General features: G+C 57.5%; 14 protein-coding genes. 6 read left to right on the forward strand and 8 right to left on the reverse strand.

Going from position 1 to position 16,938, the window contains the following annotated elements; translation table 11 throughout:
* Nucleotides 1-155: 155 nt before the first annotated feature.
* The 7 genes from AC07V0_RS27815 to AC07V0_RS27845 all read right to left on the reverse strand — a co-directional run bounded on the left by AC07V0_RS27815 (nucleotide 156) and on the right by AC07V0_RS27845 (nucleotide 6,504).
* Nucleotides 156-497 carry a hypothetical protein gene (locus AC07V0_RS27815; RefSeq protein ID WP_457326951.1) on the reverse strand — a complete coding sequence of 114 codons (342 nt, stop codon included), beginning with the start codon at nucleotides 495-497 and terminating at the stop codon, nucleotides 156-158.
* 126 nt (nucleotides 498-623) lie between these two features.
* A complete protein-coding gene (locus AC07V0_RS27820) occupies nucleotides 624-1,412 on the reverse strand; it encodes a hypothetical protein (RefSeq protein ID WP_457326952.1) in 789 nt (262 codons plus the stop codon).
* 159 nt (nucleotides 1,413-1,571) lie between these two features.
* On the reverse strand, nucleotides 1,572-2,501 hold the full coding sequence (gene copD / locus AC07V0_RS27825) for a copper homeostasis membrane protein CopD (protein WP_457326953.1): 930 nt from the start codon (nucleotides 2,499-2,501) through the stop codon (nucleotides 1,572-1,574).
* A 3-nt stretch (nucleotides 2,502-2,504) separates the two neighbouring features.
* Nucleotides 2,505-2,888 (reverse strand): copper homeostasis periplasmic binding protein CopC, encoded by a 384-nt coding sequence (copC, locus tag AC07V0_RS27830; RefSeq protein ID WP_018928122.1) that lies wholly within the window; start codon nucleotides 2,886-2,888, stop codon nucleotides 2,505-2,507.
* Nucleotides 2,889-2,943: 55 nt separating this feature from the next.
* Nucleotides 2,944-3,831: a copper resistance protein B gene (locus AC07V0_RS27835; RefSeq protein ID WP_495020093.1), complete on the reverse strand. Its 888-nt coding sequence runs from the start codon at nucleotides 3,829-3,831 to the stop codon at nucleotides 2,944-2,946.
* Between the two features lie 10 nt (nucleotides 3,832-3,841).
* Nucleotides 3,842-5,650, reverse strand: coding sequence for a copper resistance system multicopper oxidase (locus AC07V0_RS27840; RefSeq protein ID WP_457326954.1), 1,809 nt, complete (start codon nucleotides 5,648-5,650; stop codon nucleotides 3,842-3,844).
* A gap of 146 nt (nucleotides 5,651-5,796) precedes the next feature.
* Nucleotides 5,797-6,504: a murein L,D-transpeptidase catalytic domain family protein gene (locus tag AC07V0_RS27845; RefSeq protein WP_086945452.1), complete on the reverse strand. Its 708-nt coding sequence runs from the start codon at nucleotides 6,502-6,504 to the stop codon at nucleotides 5,797-5,799.
* A gap of 81 nt (nucleotides 6,505-6,585) precedes the next feature.
* Here AC07V0_RS27845 and AC07V0_RS27850 point away from each other — a divergent pair, with 81 nt between their 5' ends.
* The gene (locus AC07V0_RS27850; RefSeq protein WP_457326956.1) at nucleotides 6,586-8,337 is read left to right on the forward strand and encodes a L,D-transpeptidase family protein; all 1,752 of its coding nucleotides are present in this window, start codon (nucleotides 6,586-6,588) and stop codon (nucleotides 8,335-8,337) included.
* A gap of 3 nt (nucleotides 8,338-8,340) precedes the next feature.
* On the opposite strand, the gene AC07V0_RS27855 is transcribed toward AC07V0_RS27850, so the two are convergent.
* On the reverse strand, nucleotides 8,341-8,823 hold the full coding sequence (locus AC07V0_RS27855; RefSeq protein ID WP_064616977.1) for a hypothetical protein: 483 nt from the start codon (nucleotides 8,821-8,823) through the stop codon (nucleotides 8,341-8,343).
* 194 nt (nucleotides 8,824-9,017) lie between these two features.
* Between AC07V0_RS27855 and AC07V0_RS27860 the strand changes: the two genes are divergently transcribed.
* The 5 genes from AC07V0_RS27860 to AC07V0_RS27880 all read left to right on the forward strand — a co-directional run bounded on the left by AC07V0_RS27860 (nucleotide 9,018) and on the right by AC07V0_RS27880 (nucleotide 16,896).
* Nucleotides 9,018-10,589, forward strand: a complete 1,572-nt coding sequence (locus tag AC07V0_RS27860; RefSeq protein WP_495020094.1) for a sensor domain-containing diguanylate cyclase — start codon at nucleotides 9,018-9,020, stop codon at nucleotides 10,587-10,589.
* Nucleotides 10,590-10,777: 188 nt separating this feature from the next.
* Nucleotides 10,778-13,363 carry a bifunctional diguanylate cyclase/phosphodiesterase gene (locus AC07V0_RS27865; RefSeq protein WP_018928115.1) on the forward strand — a complete coding sequence of 862 codons (2,586 nt, stop codon included), beginning with the start codon at nucleotides 10,778-10,780 and terminating at the stop codon, nucleotides 13,361-13,363.
* An 84-nt stretch (nucleotides 13,364-13,447) separates the two neighbouring features.
* A complete protein-coding gene (xth, locus tag AC07V0_RS27870; protein ID WP_064616980.1) occupies nucleotides 13,448-14,242 on the forward strand; it encodes an exodeoxyribonuclease III in 795 nt (264 codons plus the stop codon).
* Between the two features lie 113 nt (nucleotides 14,243-14,355).
* Nucleotides 14,356-15,183 (forward strand): arylamine N-acetyltransferase family protein, encoded by an 828-nt coding sequence (locus AC07V0_RS27875; RefSeq protein ID WP_495020095.1) that lies wholly within the window; start codon nucleotides 14,356-14,358, stop codon nucleotides 15,181-15,183.
* A gap of 366 nt (nucleotides 15,184-15,549) precedes the next feature.
* A complete protein-coding gene (locus AC07V0_RS27880) occupies nucleotides 15,550-16,896 on the forward strand; it encodes a hypothetical protein (protein ID WP_495020096.1) in 1,347 nt (448 codons plus the stop codon).
* The last annotated feature ends 42 nt before the right edge of the window (nucleotides 16,897-16,938 follow it).

Genomic DNA, 16,938 nt, shown 5'->3' on the forward strand with positions numbered 1-16,938 from the left:
GGCAATGGTCACAGGAAGGTATCGGCTGCTGCGCCATTTTCCGACTTCGGGCCGGATGCCTTTGCCGGACGCTTACTGTTGTGCTGCCAGGGTGACATTCCAATGGCTGATACGTGTCAGGCAAGGCCCGACACGTATCCCTCTATATGAGTTGTTTATCCACAAGCCACGGACTTCGAACTCTTAAGGTGAGCTTCAATCGAGTTGCTAGCAGAGTGGACTCTTACTCCCTTGAGTTTATCGAGTGGCGGGTCTTTCCAAAGTTTTGATGCGTCGATGGGAAGGATGACCTGTATAGCAGCCCCTTGGGGCGGATCAGCAACAAAATCGAAGTCCTGAATGCCGTCCGGTGGGAACTGGATATAAACCCGTGGCTCCAGTCTCGGGTTTGTCCATCCACCAGAACTCACCAGGCCAATTGCCGATATGTGTAGCTGCGGTGGGTTTGATTTAAGTATTTTTAAGTCGACATCCACCACTTTCATTACTTCAGCCATTTTCGAACTCCTTTCGATAATTGCGCCGCTTTTTTTCACCTTGGCGCTTGGGTGTCAACCCTTAAGCCTTTGCGCCCTTTAATGATTGAGCGACGCGTCAGCCTATTGTCTTAAAACTATCTGAAACTAGGCGAAGGACACTCTCCGGGTGCTGGGACGTGCGGTTTTGTTTTCATAGAAAGAGTCGAGCTTAGCTTTGCTGATCGTTTCTTCTGCATACAGAATTTCAGCCATCTGGGCTCGTTTTAGCTCTTCGGCGGTTCCGATGAACGCAACTTTGTGCTCGCCATCGTAGCCTCTGACTGACGCTGTATACCCTTCAATGGTGCAGTTATGGTATTCACGTTTCCTCATTGCATCCTTGAATTGTTCGGCGAAGGATTTTGTATCACCCAAACCCAGTGCGCTATGGCATCCGAATATCTTGATTTTTCCCGCATAGCTCTTATTAAGTCCAAATAACACGTCAAAAAATCTTGCCAGTTCTTTGGCGTTGACGGTTTGACCTTTGCCTTTTTCTTCCGAGGACATAAGCACGGAGCTTCCCGGTTCACAATGGCCCAGGACGTAAATTCGATCTCCGTCTCCAATCAGTGTTCTAATAAAACTAACAAGCTGCTCGGCGGCGGGTCCACCGGACACCAGGCAGCCTTTGCTTATGTATTTAGAGATGATGGTCGAAGTTTTTTGTGTCTTGCTCGGGTGTGCCTTTTCTTCCTCATCGTCATCTCTTAATCTTTTTATTCCATCTTCTTTGAAAGAAGGAGATGAATTTTTTGAATCGCTTTCCGAGGGTGGGGGCATTATTTTTTTGGACTTTTCTTTCCAGGCATCAAGCCAGCTTCTAGATATTTCGTCGTAATCCGCTGATTCCTTTGCATTAAAGGGGTTCACCAACGCTAAATTGTAAGCCATCCCGATTTCGCTCCCTGATGTCGAGTGCCCACAGCGGTAAATGCCGCCTCTGACTGTTGACGGTAGTAGGGGATTTTCACCTAGGCAAATAAAGGAGGGCACCGGACGTCGGGGAAGGCGACCTCTTTTGTTACGCGCCTTCTAAAGGTACTTGTGCCCCTACAATTCGCCCATTTTCATCTCCGGACTCAACGTCCCCAACCAGGCCACCAATCCCACGATCAACACCGCCGCTGCCAATTCCACCACCACGCTGCGCCGCAACGCATTGGCGGCGACCGTGTATTGCCCGTCCCGCAACGACCGCTCCAGAAACGGCCCGAGGTGAAACCGGTTCAACGCGGCGAGCACCAGCATGCCGGCAAACAGCACCACTTTGATGAACAGCAGAATCCCGTAAGTGCTGAGAAACACCTCGTCCAGCTTCGGCCCAACGATGAACAGATAATTCACCACCCCCGTCGCGATGATGACCACGACGATGGCCGCGCCAATCGCCTCAAACCGATTAACCGCGCGGGCCAGCAACCTGAGGCGCGCTTCGGTTTGCAGGGCGTTGATCTTCGCCATCAACGCAAACGCCAGCAACGCGCCAAGCCAAGCCCCCGCGGCCAGCAGGTGCAGAATGTCCACCGCGAAATGCCAAAAGCGACGATCGCCTTCATCCATCGCCCCATGCCCGCTCCAGGCCAGGCTGGCGAGGGCGACAGCACCGGCAAAAGCCGCGACCCATAAACTGAAACCAGATGCACGGAGCATCACCGCTAAGCCAGCGATCACCAGCGCAACAATGCGAACCCCCCAAGCCAAGCCGACATCCGTCTCAAACAGCATCATTTCGATGTGCGGACGCAGCTCGGCGAAGTCCGTTTCACCGCTCATGGCGCTCGCCATCATCACCATGCTGGCGACGGACAACACCGCGCCCAGCACTGCCGTCCCCGCCAGCATCGACCGGAATGGCAGCACCGCCCCGGACATCCGTTCCTGACCTTTAAGGCTGTACAGCCCAAAAAGCGCCACCCCGAACAACAGCATCAAATCCACATACAACGCAAACCGCAGGGCAATGCCGACCGAGTCGCTCATCAATCACTTCACTTTGAACGTAACGTTGCCGGTGATCGGGTGAGTGTCCGAAGACACGGCGCGCCATTCGACTTTGTAGCTGCCGGTGGGCAGGGGCGAGAGCGGGGTGATGACCATGGTTTTCGGGTCGCTGCCGCCGGAGACCTTGGCTTTCATCGGCATGGGGGAATGGGCCATGCCGGGCATTTCGGTCATGACCAGTTTGGCGCCGGAGAATTGGGTCATGAGGTTTTCGGAGAAGTGCAGTTCGATGTTGCTGGGCGCTGCGCCGTCCGCGCCTTCGGTTGGGGTGGAGGAGAGCAGTTTCGGGTGGGCTTGAGCCAGTGCGCTCATGAGCAGCCCGGTGGAAAGTGCGATGGCGACAGCGGTGGTTTTGATGGTGCGCATGCAAGGCCTCTTACCGCTTTAAGCGGTTGGTTTTTAGGTTTTTGAGTTGAAGTGCTTAGAACCACAGCCGAACGCCGACGACCAGTCGGGCTTCGCTGCGGTCCTCGCCTTCGTCCCTGGCGTAATCGGCGGTTTTGCCGTAGGTGCGGTTCCAGGTCACGCCGATGTAGGGCGCGAATTCCCGGCGGATTTCATAGCGCAGGCGCAGGCCGGCTTCGGTGCTGGACAACCCGGAGCCGATGCCCCGTTGCGGGTCGTTTTTGCCGTAGACGTTGAGCTCGGCGGTCGGCTGCAGAATCAGCCGGTTGGTGAGCAGGATGTCGTAGTCGCCTTCAAGGCGTGCAGCGGTCTGACCGCCTTCGCCGATGAACGCGGTGGCCTCGGTTTCGAAGTTGTACAACGCCATGCCTTGCACGCCGAGCGCGGCCCAGGTTTGCGGGGCGCCAGGTTTGAAGTCCTGGCGCACGCCGGTCACCACGTCCCACCATGGGCTGATCGCGTGACCCCAGAGGACCTGGACCTCGGCGTCTTCGGTTTTGCCATTGACGCGTTCGCCTTCGGAGCGCAGCCACAGGCGATCGATGTCGCCGCCGATCCAGCCGGACAGATCCCACGCCAATGCGCTGCCGTTATCGGCGTCCTGCCATTCGAGTTTGTCGGCGAGGAAGTAATAGTTGAGCGCACTGTCGTGCATGTCATGGCCGGCGGGGCTGACGAAAACGGCGGCACGGTCGGCGTCGGTCAATGCCGGGATCGGCGTGCGGCTTTGGGTCGGCGCGGCGGGCTGCATTTGCCCGTAATCCTCGCTCTGCATCTGGCTGTGGTCCATGCCCGGCATCTGGCTATGGTCCATGCCCTGCATGTTGTCGGTGGCGGCCATGGCCGAAGAGAGCGTCAGGCCCATGGTGACGAGGGTCAAAGTGATCGGAGTGAGTCTGGTCATGGGTAGCGCCTTATTCTTCCACGCGAACTTCACGGAACATGCCCATTTCCATGTGGTACAGGAGATGGCAGTGGTAGGCCCAGCGGCCGAGCGCATCGGCAGTGACCCGATAGCTGCGCTTTGATCCTGGCGGCATGTCGATGGTGTGTTTGCGTACCATGAACTGGCCGTTCTCGTCTTCGAGGTCACTCCACATGCCGTGCAAATGAATGGGGTGAGTCATCATCGTGTCGTTGACCAGCACCACTCGAACCCGCTCGCCGTACTTGAGTCGCACGGGTTCGGCATCAGTGAACTTCACGCCGTTGAATGACCAGGCGAACTTCTCCATGTGGCCGGTCAGGTGCAGTTCGATGGTGCGGCCGGGCTCGCGGCCGTCCGGGTCTTCGAAGGTGCTGCGCAGGTCGGAGTAGGTCAGCACACGACGGCCGTTGTTGCGCAGGCCGATGCCCGGGTCGTCGAGTTTTGGCGTGGTGCTCATGGCTTGCATGTCCACCAGCGGGTTGTTTTTTTCCGTGTCGGGATGGGATTGCATTCCGGCCATGCCACCCATGGCCATGCTGCTGTGATCCATTCCGGCCATGCTGTCCATGCCCTGCATGTCGCCGCCGTCCATGCCCTGCATGTCACCACCGTTCATGCCTTGCATGGCACCGTGGTCCATCCCCGCCATGTCACCGCCCATGCTGCCGTGATCCATGCCGCCCATGCCCATGTCATCCATGGTCAGCAGCGGTCGCGGATCCAGCGCTGGAATCGGCGCCGACAACCCGGCCTTCACTGCCAGGGTGCCTCGCGCATAACCCGTTCGATCCATCGATTGGGCGAACAGCGTGTAGGCGTCCTGGGTCGGCTCGACAATTACATCGAACGTCTCCGCCACCGCGATGCGGAACTCGTCGACGCTCACCGGTTTGACGTGTTGGCCATCCGCCGCGACCACGGTCATTTTCAAGCCCGGGATACGCACGTCGAAATAGGTCATGGACGAGCCGTTGATAAAACGCAGGCGCAGCTTTTCGCCGGGACGGAACAGGCCAGTCCAGTTCATGTTCGGCGCCTGGCCGTTCATCAAGTAGGTGTAAGTGGCACCGCTGACGTCCGCCAGGTCGGTGGGGTTCATCTTCATCTCGGCCCACATCTTGCGATCGGCCACCGTCGACCCCCAGCCTTTCTCGCTGACGTCGTGGATGAAGTCGCCCACAGTGCGTTTGTTGTAGTTGTAGTAGTCCGATTGTTTCTTGAGTTTTTTCATCAGGCCGACGGCGTCTTCGTCGGTCCAGTCGGTGAGCATCACCACGTAATCGCGGTCGTACTGGAACGGCTCCGGCTCCTTGGCATCGATCACCAACGGCCCATAAACCCCGGACTGTTCCTGGAAGCCCGAGTGGCTGTGGTACCAGTAAGTGCCGTTCTGCCGGACCTTGAACTGGTAGACGTACATGCCATCCGGTTCGATCCCGTGAAAACTCAGGCCCGGCACGCCGTCCATGTTGGCCGGCAGCAAAATGCCGTGCCAGTGAATGGACGTGCTGTCCTTGAGTTTGTTTTTCACCCGCAGCGTGACGGTGTCGCCTTCACGCCAGCGCAGCAGGGGGCCGGGAATGCCGCCGTTGATGGTCATCGCGGTTCGAGGGTTGCCGGTGATGTTGACCGGGGATTCGCCAATGAACAGGTCGAAGTCGGTACCGGCCAGCACATTCGGTTGGCCGGGGCTGGTGACCGCCCAGACTGGCGTGCGCCACAGCCCGAGGCCAGCGAGCACCCCGCCAGCGGCCAGGCCCTTCACAAAGGTGCGTCTTGAGGTGTTGGAATGCATGCCGTTTTATCCCGTCCGTCAGCCTGATGAAGCCCTCAGGTCCATCCTGAGCGGAAGGAAGAGAACTCAATGGGGAGGAGGCTAACGGGCGGTGCCTTTCAGCAGGCTGAGGCCAAGATTACAGTTTTGACAGTTTCACGCGGTGTTCAAGGACTGCTATTGGACCTGGACGAATCCGCCACGGTGGCGTTACCGCAATTGATATACGAAGAAGACTTCAACCAACGCTGATCCGGGTAGTAAGAAAATAACAACTGCCCATCCTTCATCGAGTCGATCAGCCGATGTGCAATCGCAGGCCTCACTGCAGGGCAGCCGAGACTTCTGCCAATCCGGCCATTGGCCCGCGCCAGGGCAGGGCTGACGTAAGGCGCGCCGTGAATGACGATCGCCCGTTCGAAGGCGTTGTCGTTAAAACCCGGTTCCAGGCCTTCCATGCGCAGGGAATAACCGTTCTGCCCGACATAGCTGGATTGGGTACGGTACAAGCCCAGGCTGGTGGCGTAGCTGGCATTCTGATTGGAGAATTGGCTGGCCATGTTCTCGCCACTGTTGCGACCATGGGCGACCAGTTCATGGAACAACAATTTGCGTTGTTTAAGGTCGAATACCCAAAGACGTTGTACGGTCGAGGGCAGGGAATAATCGATCACTGCGAGTCTCTGCGCCGGGGACGTGCCTTGGGCCCGGCTGCATTGGGAGGCGCGAACGGCCAGGGCAATGACTTTGGCGTTGGCATCGGGGGCCGCTTTGACCAAGGCAGCTTCAAGCGAATCGGCGTAGGCTGCCGGTAATGAAAAAAAAGCAGTCAGCAGCAGGGCCGTCATTAAGCAGCCAAAGCGGTGTGGGGCCATATGCAAGTCTCATCTGAATATTTCGAGTCTAGCAGCGCGCACGACGCTAGCCGGTTGAAAACGGAAGATTAAGGATTATCCATGGGGCAGTTAACAAGGTTATTCGTCATAAGCCGCATATTTTTTATGGGCTTTCTGATAAGCGGCACTGCGATCGCGCAAACTTCGCCGATTGAGCCGGTATCTCCCGTTAGCAGTGTGGCCGAAGCGGTTCCCGGTGATTATGTCGGCCAAGCGATTCAGGCGGAGTTGGCGCCATTGAGTTCGGCGTTTCCGCCGCTGCTCACCTCGCCGCGTCATCAACGGGTCGATGTGAACCGAGTCGTGCTGGATTTTTATAGCCATCGTGGCTATCGCGCCGCCTGGACGGACGATGACGATGTCGCCCAGTTGTTGAAAAGCTTGGGTGATACCCAGGCCGATGGCCTGAACCCCGCGGATTTCCGGATCGCCGAGTTGGCCGAGGCCCACACGCTGATGCAGACAACCTCCCCAACCCCCGGGCAACGGGCGGCCTTTGATATCTCCGCCACCCGGACGTTCATCACGGCGCTGCTGCAGTTGCGGCGCGGCAAGGTCGACCCTTCGCGGTTGGACATCCACTGGAACTTCGACCCCGCTGGCGTCGATCCTCGGGAGGACGTCAATAAGTTTTTTGCCGCCCTCGATAGCCATGACATTGCGCGCGCCTTTGCCCAGGCGCCGCCCCAAGAAGCGGTTTACGGCACGTTGCGCCATGGCCTGGCGCAACTGCGCAAGGTTCGTGATCGGGGTGGCTGGCCAAAGATCCCGGAAGGGCAGACGCTCAGGCCCGGCATGGACGACGCCTCAGTTGCTCTACTGCGTACGCGTTTGGCGGCGGGCGGTTATCTCGCCGCGCAAGGAACTGCTCGCACCGACTACGACGACGCCGTCACCGCGGCGGTGAAGAAGTTTCAGACTGAGCAATACCTTGGGGCGGACGGTGTAGCGGGGCCGGCGACACTCACGGAGCTGAATGTACCGGTCGAGGCGCGAATCGATCAGGTGCGGGTGAACATGGAGCGGGCGCGATGGCTGCTGTACAAACTTCAGGGCACCTTCGTCGTGGTCGATATCGCCGGGTATAAAGTCGCGTTCTATCGCGATGGCAAACCGATCTGGCGCTCACGGGTGCAGGTCGGTAAACCGTTTCGCAGCACGCCGATTTTTCAATCCGCGATCACCTACGTCACGTTCAACCCCACCTGGACCGTACCACCGACGATTCTGCTCAAGGACATGCTGCCGAAGATTCGCGACAATCCTGGTTACCTTGAGGCAAGCCGGATTCGCGTGATCGATCGAGATGGCAATGTGCTTGATCCGTCCACTGTCGATTGGGACAACCCGCGCGGTCTCACCTTGCGGCAGGATGCGGGGTCGGATAACTCGCTGGGGCAGGTAGTGATTCGTTTTCCCAATGAGTATTCGATTTATCTGCACGACACGCCGCATCGAGATTTGTTCGCGAAATCCAATCGCGCGACCAGCTCCGGCTGTATTCGGGTAGAAAACCCGCTGCAATTGGTGGAGCTGTTGTTCAACGATCCGGTTCACTGGAACAGCGAAGGGATTCAAAAACAGTTAGCCAACGGCAAGACAGAGAACATCAGGCTCCCGGTGAAAGTGCCGGTGCTGTTGGCCTACTGGACGGTGGACCTGAGTCTTGATGGGCGCGTGACATTCAAGCCCGATGTGTATGGCTATGACTCCCCGGTATTGCGGGCGTTGAATCTGCCTTCGGAGCGGCCGGCGCTGGACGGGAGGCGAACGGCGCCTCCCTCGGTGGCAGCGGAGCAGAGCAAGTTGTAGGCCTTAAAGCCCCAAGCCTTCCTGCACGGCCAGCAGCAAATTGTGTTCCGTCAGCGCGATCGCATCCGGTTGTTGTCCGGATTGTTCGCTCGCCTGGAGCCACCACTGCGTCTCGCCGTGTTCGTTCACGGTTCGTAACAAGGCGAGCTCCTTGCCTGTCGAGTGGATTTCGATCCGCCCGGCACCGTCGACGGTGAGGCGCGCGACGGGATCGAAGGTGATGCCGTGGTGGTTGCCTTCGATCAGCAGTTGGTCGATGGCGTAATCGTAAGTCGCGCCGTCCGGCGCACTCTCGAATACATGGGTGGAATTGCGTCGCAGCTTCAGGCCCACCTCGATCAGTGGTTGCAGCCAGGCTTCGATCTGGTGATACAGCTCGTAGACCTGGGCGGGCCAGCTGTCGATGGCTTGATCGGCGATGGTCGCGTCGGCACTGGTTTGCCGGGATTGTTTAAGCTTCGCGGCGAGCTCGTCTACCTTACTCATTTCGATTTCCTGTCGTGATGTCAGTTAATCGTAGCTTCTTCAAGGTCATGTGGTTTTGCCTTGCGTCATGGAATTAAAACACAGCCATTTATCCCTCAATCCTCTGTTTATCCCGCACAACCCCGTAGACTACGCTCAAAAAAATAGGGGCTTTGGGCCGTTGCCCATGTCTTACCCTTTTCCAGGACTCACTTTTGCCTATCCCCATTCACGATCCGCAGCACGCGTCCGGCGGTGCCTTGAAGCGACTGCCTTTGCTCAAGGCTGCGGTGCTGTTCATTGCGGCGGTATGCCTTTGTCTCTGTGGGCTGCTTTACCTGCAACTGGAGCAGTCGCGTCGGCATGACCTGGCGTTGGCCGAGGTGTCGTCGTCGAACCTGACCCGGGCCATGGCGCAGCAGGCCGAAGACACGTTCATGAAGGCCGATCTGGTACTGACCAGTCTGGTGGACTGGATTCAAGCTGAAGGTTTCGACGCTGCCCAGACGCCACGCCTGCAGAAAACCTTCGCCCGGCGGGTGCAGGCGCTGCATCAGTTGCACGGGATATTTCTGTTCGACAGGCAGGGGCAATGGGCCGTGACGTCGTTCGAGGATCTACCCCGCGGGGCTGGTGTGGCGGATCGCGAGTATTTCAGGTTTCACCAGCAAAACATCTCAACCCTGGCGCACATCGGCCCGGCCATTCGTAGTCGGGAAAATGGCGAGTGGATCATTCCGGTTTCCAGGCGGATAAACGATCAGAGCGGTCATTTCCAGGGTGTGTTGCTGGCCGGGATCAAGATGTCGTACTTCGATCAGTTCTTCAAAAGCTTCAGCCTCGACGACAACGGCGCGATGTTTTTGGCATTGACCGATGGAACACTGCTGGCGCGGCGGCCGTTTGTGGAATCGCAGATCGGCAGGTCATTGGCTAAGGGCGAGATTTTTCAGAAACTCTTGCCCAACGCCACGTCCGGCAACGCCATGATCGACTCAGTGGTGGATGGCATCCCTCGGCTGTATGGCTATCGTCAGCTCGATGCCTATCCGGTGGTGGTCGCGGCGGCATCCTCCAAAGACGCGGTCCTCAAGGACTGGTACGACACGGCGATTCAATCCGGTGTGATCGTCGCTCTGGTTGTCCTCGGCGTGGGGTTGTTCGGTTGGGTGTTCATTCATCAGGTTCGCGCGGGCGAGCGCATCGAGGCGGATTTGCGCGAGGCGCAGAAAACCCTGGAACTGATCGCCACCCACGACAGCCTGACCGGGTTGGCCAACCGCCGCTTGTTCGAACGGGCGCTGGAGAAAGAGTTCGGGCGCGGTGCCCGGCGGTCGAGTTCGCTGGGCCTGATCATGCTCGATATCGATTACTTCAAGCGCTACAACGACACTTACGGTCATGTGGCCGGGGACCATTGCCTGGCTGAAGTGGCGCGGGCCCTGAAGAGTTGCTGTCACCGCAAAGCCGATCTGGCGGTGCGCTACGGCGGTGAAGAGTTCGCGGTGTTGCTGCCGGACACCGACATTAATGGAGCACTGACGATCGCCGAGCAAATCCGCCGCAGCGTCATGGACAAAAACATCACCCACAGCGGTTCGCCCACGGGCTATCTGACGGTCAGTCTTGGCTGTTATTCGTTTGTGCCGACGGCGCACGACAGCACCGAAGTGTTGATCAAGCGCGCGGATGCGGCGCTGTACCAGGCCAAGCATTCAGGGCGAAATCGCTCGGCGGTGTTGTCGATGGAAGGGGGCGTCGAGGCGCTGATGCGCTCGGATCGATGACGCTTGCGGCCATCGATGGGCAATGGTTCTTGTGACCGGTTCTTCAAGTGCGGCAATGACTTGCGTTATCCAGGAGCGATGATCGGGCATGCCTGCTATGGTCAGTGCAGAGAGCCTGGCTGTCACACCTGACCGACCGGCCCACCGGTCTCATTCCGATCGAGCAATCGATTGACAGGATCAAGTGCATGGATTTGTCTGCCGTTACCACCGCTGCACCCGCGCGCCATACCCCGATTACCCGCAACCTGATGTTGGTGGTCGGTCTGTTGTTTGTGGTTGGGGTGCTGATCGCGCTGATCGCCCTGTTCAGTATTGCCGGGCGGCTCGATGCCGAGGACCTGGCCAAGACCACGTTTTATACCCAGCGCGCGCTGGAAAACCGCATTACCGCCACGAAAAACTACATTGCCAGTTATGCCAACTGGACGTCGGCCTATGATCACCTGAACGGCGAGGTCGATGTGGAATGGGCCTACGTCGAGCAGAACCTGGGTAAGACCCTGTTCACCATGGACCACTACGAGGGTGTTTTCGTAGTCGATCCCCAGCGAACAAAATACGCCGTGGTGCGTGGGCTTCAGGTACAGGACGAGGCGGCGGCCTATCTGTCGACCTCGATGGCGACGCTCATTGACGAGGTTCAGGGTCAGGAGAACCTCATCAAATCCGTCAGCCACTACACCTTGTTCGAGGGCAAACCCGCGCTGCTGTCGGCCGCCGCGATTGTGCCCAATGACGAACGCCCGGCGGTCGATCCCAAAAGCACTTCGGTGCTTATATACGTTGACCAGCTGAACCCTGAAAAGCTCAGCGCCTTGAGCGTCGATTACGGTTTGCACGACTTGAGCCTGACGCCCGACAACGTCATCGCTCCCGGTCAGCCCGCTATTGCCCTCGCTGGCACCGGTTACAGTCTGGTCTCCCGGCTCCAGCGGCCGGGTCATCAATTGCTCTGGTCACTGCTGCCGCCACTGGGCGGGGCGCTGCTGGTTCTGGCGTTGTTGACCGCTTATTTCTTTCGCTATGTCCTGCGCACGTCCGGGCATGTGGATGCCAGTTACACCAGCCTCGATTTGTCGAACCAGGCACTGGAGGCCAGTGAAGAGCGTTTTCGTGCGGTAGCCGAGGCCGCGTCCGACTGGATCTGGGAAATCGACGACCAGCATTGCATCACTTATCTGTCGGGACGCTTCAGCACCGTCACCGGGTTCTCCGATCAGCAGTGGCTGGGACAGAACATCGGGCAATTGCTCAATTGCGATACGACGCCGTTGTCGCTGTGGCTGAACAAACTCGATGAAGAGCAAGCCGTCAGCCATTTGCGCTGTTCCTACCGCGATCAATCGGGGCAACAGCGGGTCTGTCGGGTGTCGGCACGGCCGATCCAGCGCAAGGGCGCAGTGCTGGGCTATCGCGGAACGGCCAGCGACATCACCGACGAAGTCGCCGCCCATGCGCAGATCCAGCATCTGTCGTTGCACGATGCCCTGACCGGCCTGCCGAACCGCAACAAACTGGCGCGTTTTCTCGATGAGGCACTGGCACTGAAAGAGCAGTCGACGGCGCTGACGTTGTTGATGATCGACCTGGATAACTTCAAGCCGATCAACGATTCCCTCGGCCACCCGGCCGGCGATGCAGTATTGCTGGAAGTCGCCACCCGTTTGCGCGAGTGCACACGAGAAATTGATCTGGTCGCCCGACTGGGGGGCGACGAGTTCGTGCTGGTGCTCCATGGCATGGACAGCCACGCGGAAATCGACCGGTTTTGCGAGCGCTTGCTCGACAGCCTGCATCAGCCGATTCACTACGACCATCACTCGCTGCACATCGGCGCGAGCATCGGTATCGCCTTGAGTCGGCGCCAGGGGCATATTCCACAGGAGCTGATTCGGTGTGCCGATATCGCGTTGTATCAGGCCAAATCCGATGGCAAGAAGACCTGGTGCTATTTTGCCGCGCACATGAACGATCAGATCCAGCATCGCCGGCAACTGGAAACCGACCTGCGTCGGGCGATCAAGAACAACGAATTCGTGATGCATTACCAGCCGCGTTATCACGTCGATGGCAAGCGCATCGTCTCGGTCGAAGCGCTGCTGCGCTGGCAGCATCCAGTGCAAGGCTTGTTGAGTCCCGACGCGTTTATCCCGCTGGCCGAGCAAACCGATCTGATCGTGCCATTGGGCCGCTGGGTGCTACGCGAGGCGTGCGAGACCGCTCTGACCTGGCCCGGTGCGATGATGGTGTCGGTCAACCTGTCACCGGTTCAATTCGCCCGTAGCGATGTGATTGAGGACGTGCGCGAAGCGTTGATCCAGACCCGCTTGCCCGCCAGTCGGCTGGAGCTGGAGATCACTGAAAACGTGATGCTCATCGACGTCGATGGCGCCTTGGCGACCATGAATGCGCTCAAGGAGTTGGGCGTGCGCCTGAACATGGACGACTTCGGCACCGGTTATTCCTCGCTGGGTTACTTGCGCACGTATCCGTTCGACGGGATCAAGATCGACAAACGCTTTATTTCGTCCATGAGCAGCGGCAGCAATGATCGCGCCGTGGTACAGGCGATCATCAACCTGGGCAAGGCGATGGGCCTGACGGTGACTGCCGAAGGTGTCGAGACGCTGGAGCAACTGGACTTCCTGATCTCGGATCAGTGTCATGAAGTGCAGGGTTTTTACCTCAGTCGTCCGGTGGACAGGTATGCACTGCTGCCGTTGCTCAAGGTCTCGCAGGAAGATTTCCCGCTGCAGAGCGCGCACCTTTAGTCGCCTGTTACGTACGCCACGGCAACTGCCGTGGCGGCCCCCGGTCACAATTGGATACCGCCCATCCGTTGCGAGCGTCGGATTATGAACAACCTGAAAATCGCCACCTTCAACGTCAATGGCATGCGTGCACGCCTGCCCAATCTACTGGCGTGGCTGGCGCGGGAGCAGCCAGACATCGCCTGCCTGCAGGAACTCAAATCGGTGGACGGGGCATTCCCTGCCGCTGAGCTGGAGGCGGCCGGTTATGGCGCTATCTGGCAGGGCCAGGCGGCGTGGAACGGGGTGGCGATTTTGGCACGCGATGCGCAACCGCTGGAGCGTCGGCGTGGTCTGCCGGGCGATGACAGTGACACCCATAGCCGCTACATCGAAGCGGCCGTGCACGGGGTTCTGGTGGGGTGTCTGTACTTGCCCAACGGCAATCCGCAGCCGGGGCCGAAGTTCGATTACAAACTGGCGTGGTTCGAGCGGCTGATCTCGTACGCCAAGGACCTGCAAGGCAGCGAGCATCCGGTGGTGCTGGCCGGCGACTACAACGTGGTGCCCACCGATATGGACATCTACAACCCACGCTCCTGGCTCAAGGACGCGCTGCTGCAACCCGAGAGTCGTGCGTGTTATCAGCGTCTGCTGGATCAGGGCTGGACTGATTCCCTGCGCCATCTGTACCCGGAGGAGCGGATCTACACCTTCTGGGACTACTTCCGGCAGCACTGGCAGAAAAACTCGGGACTGCGCATCGATCATCTGCTGCTCAATCAGGCAGCGAGTCCTTATCTGCGAGAGGCCGGCGTCGACGCCTGGGTTCGCAACGAGTCTCATGCCAGCGATCACGCGCCGACGTGGATTCGATTGGGTTCACGCAAACGGCGATAGTTTTAGTGTGAGCGGCGATTGGCGAAATCAATTATCGGCCCGAGCACTTTTTCCCTTATACATGGCGGCCATCGGCGGAGCGATCCGCGGGCTCCATGCATAAGGATTGAGCGATGAGCGAACCACGACTGACAAATCTTGCGCTGTACCTGCAACGCCTGGGTTTCGACGCGCCCCCGGCGCCGACCCTGGAAACCCTGCGTCAATTGCAGTTGCGCCACACCGGTGCTTTTCCGTTCGAAAACCTCACCACGCTGTTAGGGCAACCGGTACTCATCGACCTGCCGTCCATCGAGCAGAAAGTCCTGCACGACGGCCGTGGCGGTTACTGCTACGAACTCAACAACCTGTTCCTGGCCTTGCTGCAGACGCTGGGTTTCGAGGCGCGCGGCATCACCGGCCGCGTGGTCATGAACCAGCCCGAAGGCGCATGGACCGCACGCACTCACCGCTTGAGCCTGGTGATCCTTGACGGCGTGCGCTACATCACCGACGTCGGCTTCGGCGGCATGGTGCCCACCGCACCGCTGATCCTCGACACCGAGGACGAACAGCTCACTCCCCACGAACCCTATCGCATCGAACAGCATGCAGACGGTTACACCCTGCGTGCCAACGTCGGCGGTGAATGGCGGGCGATGTACATCTTCGATCTGCAACGTCAGGAAGACATCGATTACACCCTCGGTAACTGGTACGTCTCGACTCATCCTGAATCGCCCTTCGTCAAACAATTGATGGTGGCGCGGACGGGGGAGGGATGGCGACGCACGCTGAACAATGGCAGTTTTGCCATTCACCGCTTGGGCAGTGAGAGCGAGCGGCGGCAGGTGACGGATGTGGATGAGTTGATCGGGTTGCTGAAAGATGAGTTTGATATACGCGTACCACAGCACTCAGAGTTGGAGCGCGTTATAAATCAATTAATTAGCATTCGATAATAATAGTCAAAAGGACCCGATGTCGCTGGAGTGAACATCGGGTGAAACAAGGGCATCACCCCTGCATAGTTGTTTCTGTATGCCGTGTCCAGCTATTGGGTAGGGTGGACTTATTATGGGCTTATGTCTAATTGCCATAATGCTGGTTGTTTATATTATAAAAGGGTTTTTGTTTTGTTTGGCGGTCCTTGTGTATTCAACTACAAGTTAAGTCAGGCGTATTTAAGTTAAAGGTGTGTAGCTTTTACGAGTGCGGTCAATGGTGCGTTTGTCACGTGCTGGGTCGAGCAGTCATGCCGTCGCATGGCCAGGCCAGCAGCGTTGCAACAGGGACGGGTTCGAAAGTTAGACTGGGAGGTTTTCACCGTGACCAATCTGAATTATGTTTCGTACTTTGTCGCGGTGGTTTTGGGAGTGGTGTTCCCAATAGGCATTTTTGTGGGAAGAAGTAATATTCGAGCAAGCCGATACGAAATTGTGGCAGACCTGGAAAAACTGTTCGGATTCGCAATGAAAGCGGGTGGAACGCCGCTGATAATCCCTTCCTTTGAATTGGTGAAATATAAGTACAGGCCCGCTTCGGAGCTCCAGAGTCGAGCTGACAAAGCCCATACGGTCCTTTATTACTTGATTCCCGTGTTTCTCTACGCTTTGATGTCGACGGTCGGTTTTTTTGCCGTTCTATTGACGCTTGGTGGAATAGAGCCAACGGGCGCTTTTCAGTGGGCTATCGGTATAGAAAATACGCCGAAACTGAACTTTTTGGCGGTATTCTCTTTTACATTTTTGGGTGGTTATTTGTGGAGTGTTCAATATCTCCTGCGTCGGGTAGCAAATTTTGATCTGTCTCCAGTGTCCTTTTATCGTTCGTTAATGCATATTTTATTTGGTTTGTTCGTCATGTTTTCTGTTTTTTACAGTGGTTTGTTCTCTAACATGGAGCGTCTGATTGCAGTGGTCGCACTGCTTGTTGGGATGTTCCCGTCGCTATGCATGAATGTTATTTTTGCCAAATTCCCATGGGCCAGGCTAAAGCGCATTTCGCGTTACAGCGAGGCGCTTCAAGAAGAATTACCGCTGGACGTTATCTTGGGTATCGATGCATTCATGAAGTTTCGACTTGCTGAGTTTGAAATCGAGGACGTACAAAACCTTGCAACAATCAATCCCATCCAGATTTTTGTAGAGACACCTTACGGGCTCTATGAGGTAATTGACTGGGTCGCTCAGGCCCAGCTTATTCTTGCCGTAGGCCCTGAAAAGACACTGAAGTTACGTGAGATGAACATCCGCACTATCTTTGATCTGGAAAGAATGATCTACAACCCCGCGCTGAAGAAACGATTGATGGCGGTGTTGGCGCTTGGTGAGCCAGAGGATCCAGATAATGACTTAGGCATCGAGTGTTATCGGCGTTCTTCAAATAGCGAGGTTGATCTGAGGCACTCCGACCATGCTGAAGCGTTGGTGTCGATTATCAGGGACGATCTGCATGTGAAAAGACTTCGGCAAATCTGGGATGTCATTGCAGAGCGTGTGGATGATCGTTCTACGAGTTCGACGTCTGTAGCCCACGGAGAGACGGCCTGCTGCAAGTGCGGGGAGAGGCATGGACTTGCTCTGGCGCCTGTGATTTCCGAGTCCCGGCGCGCTAAGTCTGACCGTCCAGAGGTCTCTGGTGTGAGTGGGACTGCTGAGCTGGTGGGGCTTTAAGGTTCTGCAAACGATTACAGGGCTGTTTGGTTGTTTGTCTGG

This window comes from Pseudomonas sp. GW821-FHT01E10 (assembly GCF_059422365.1).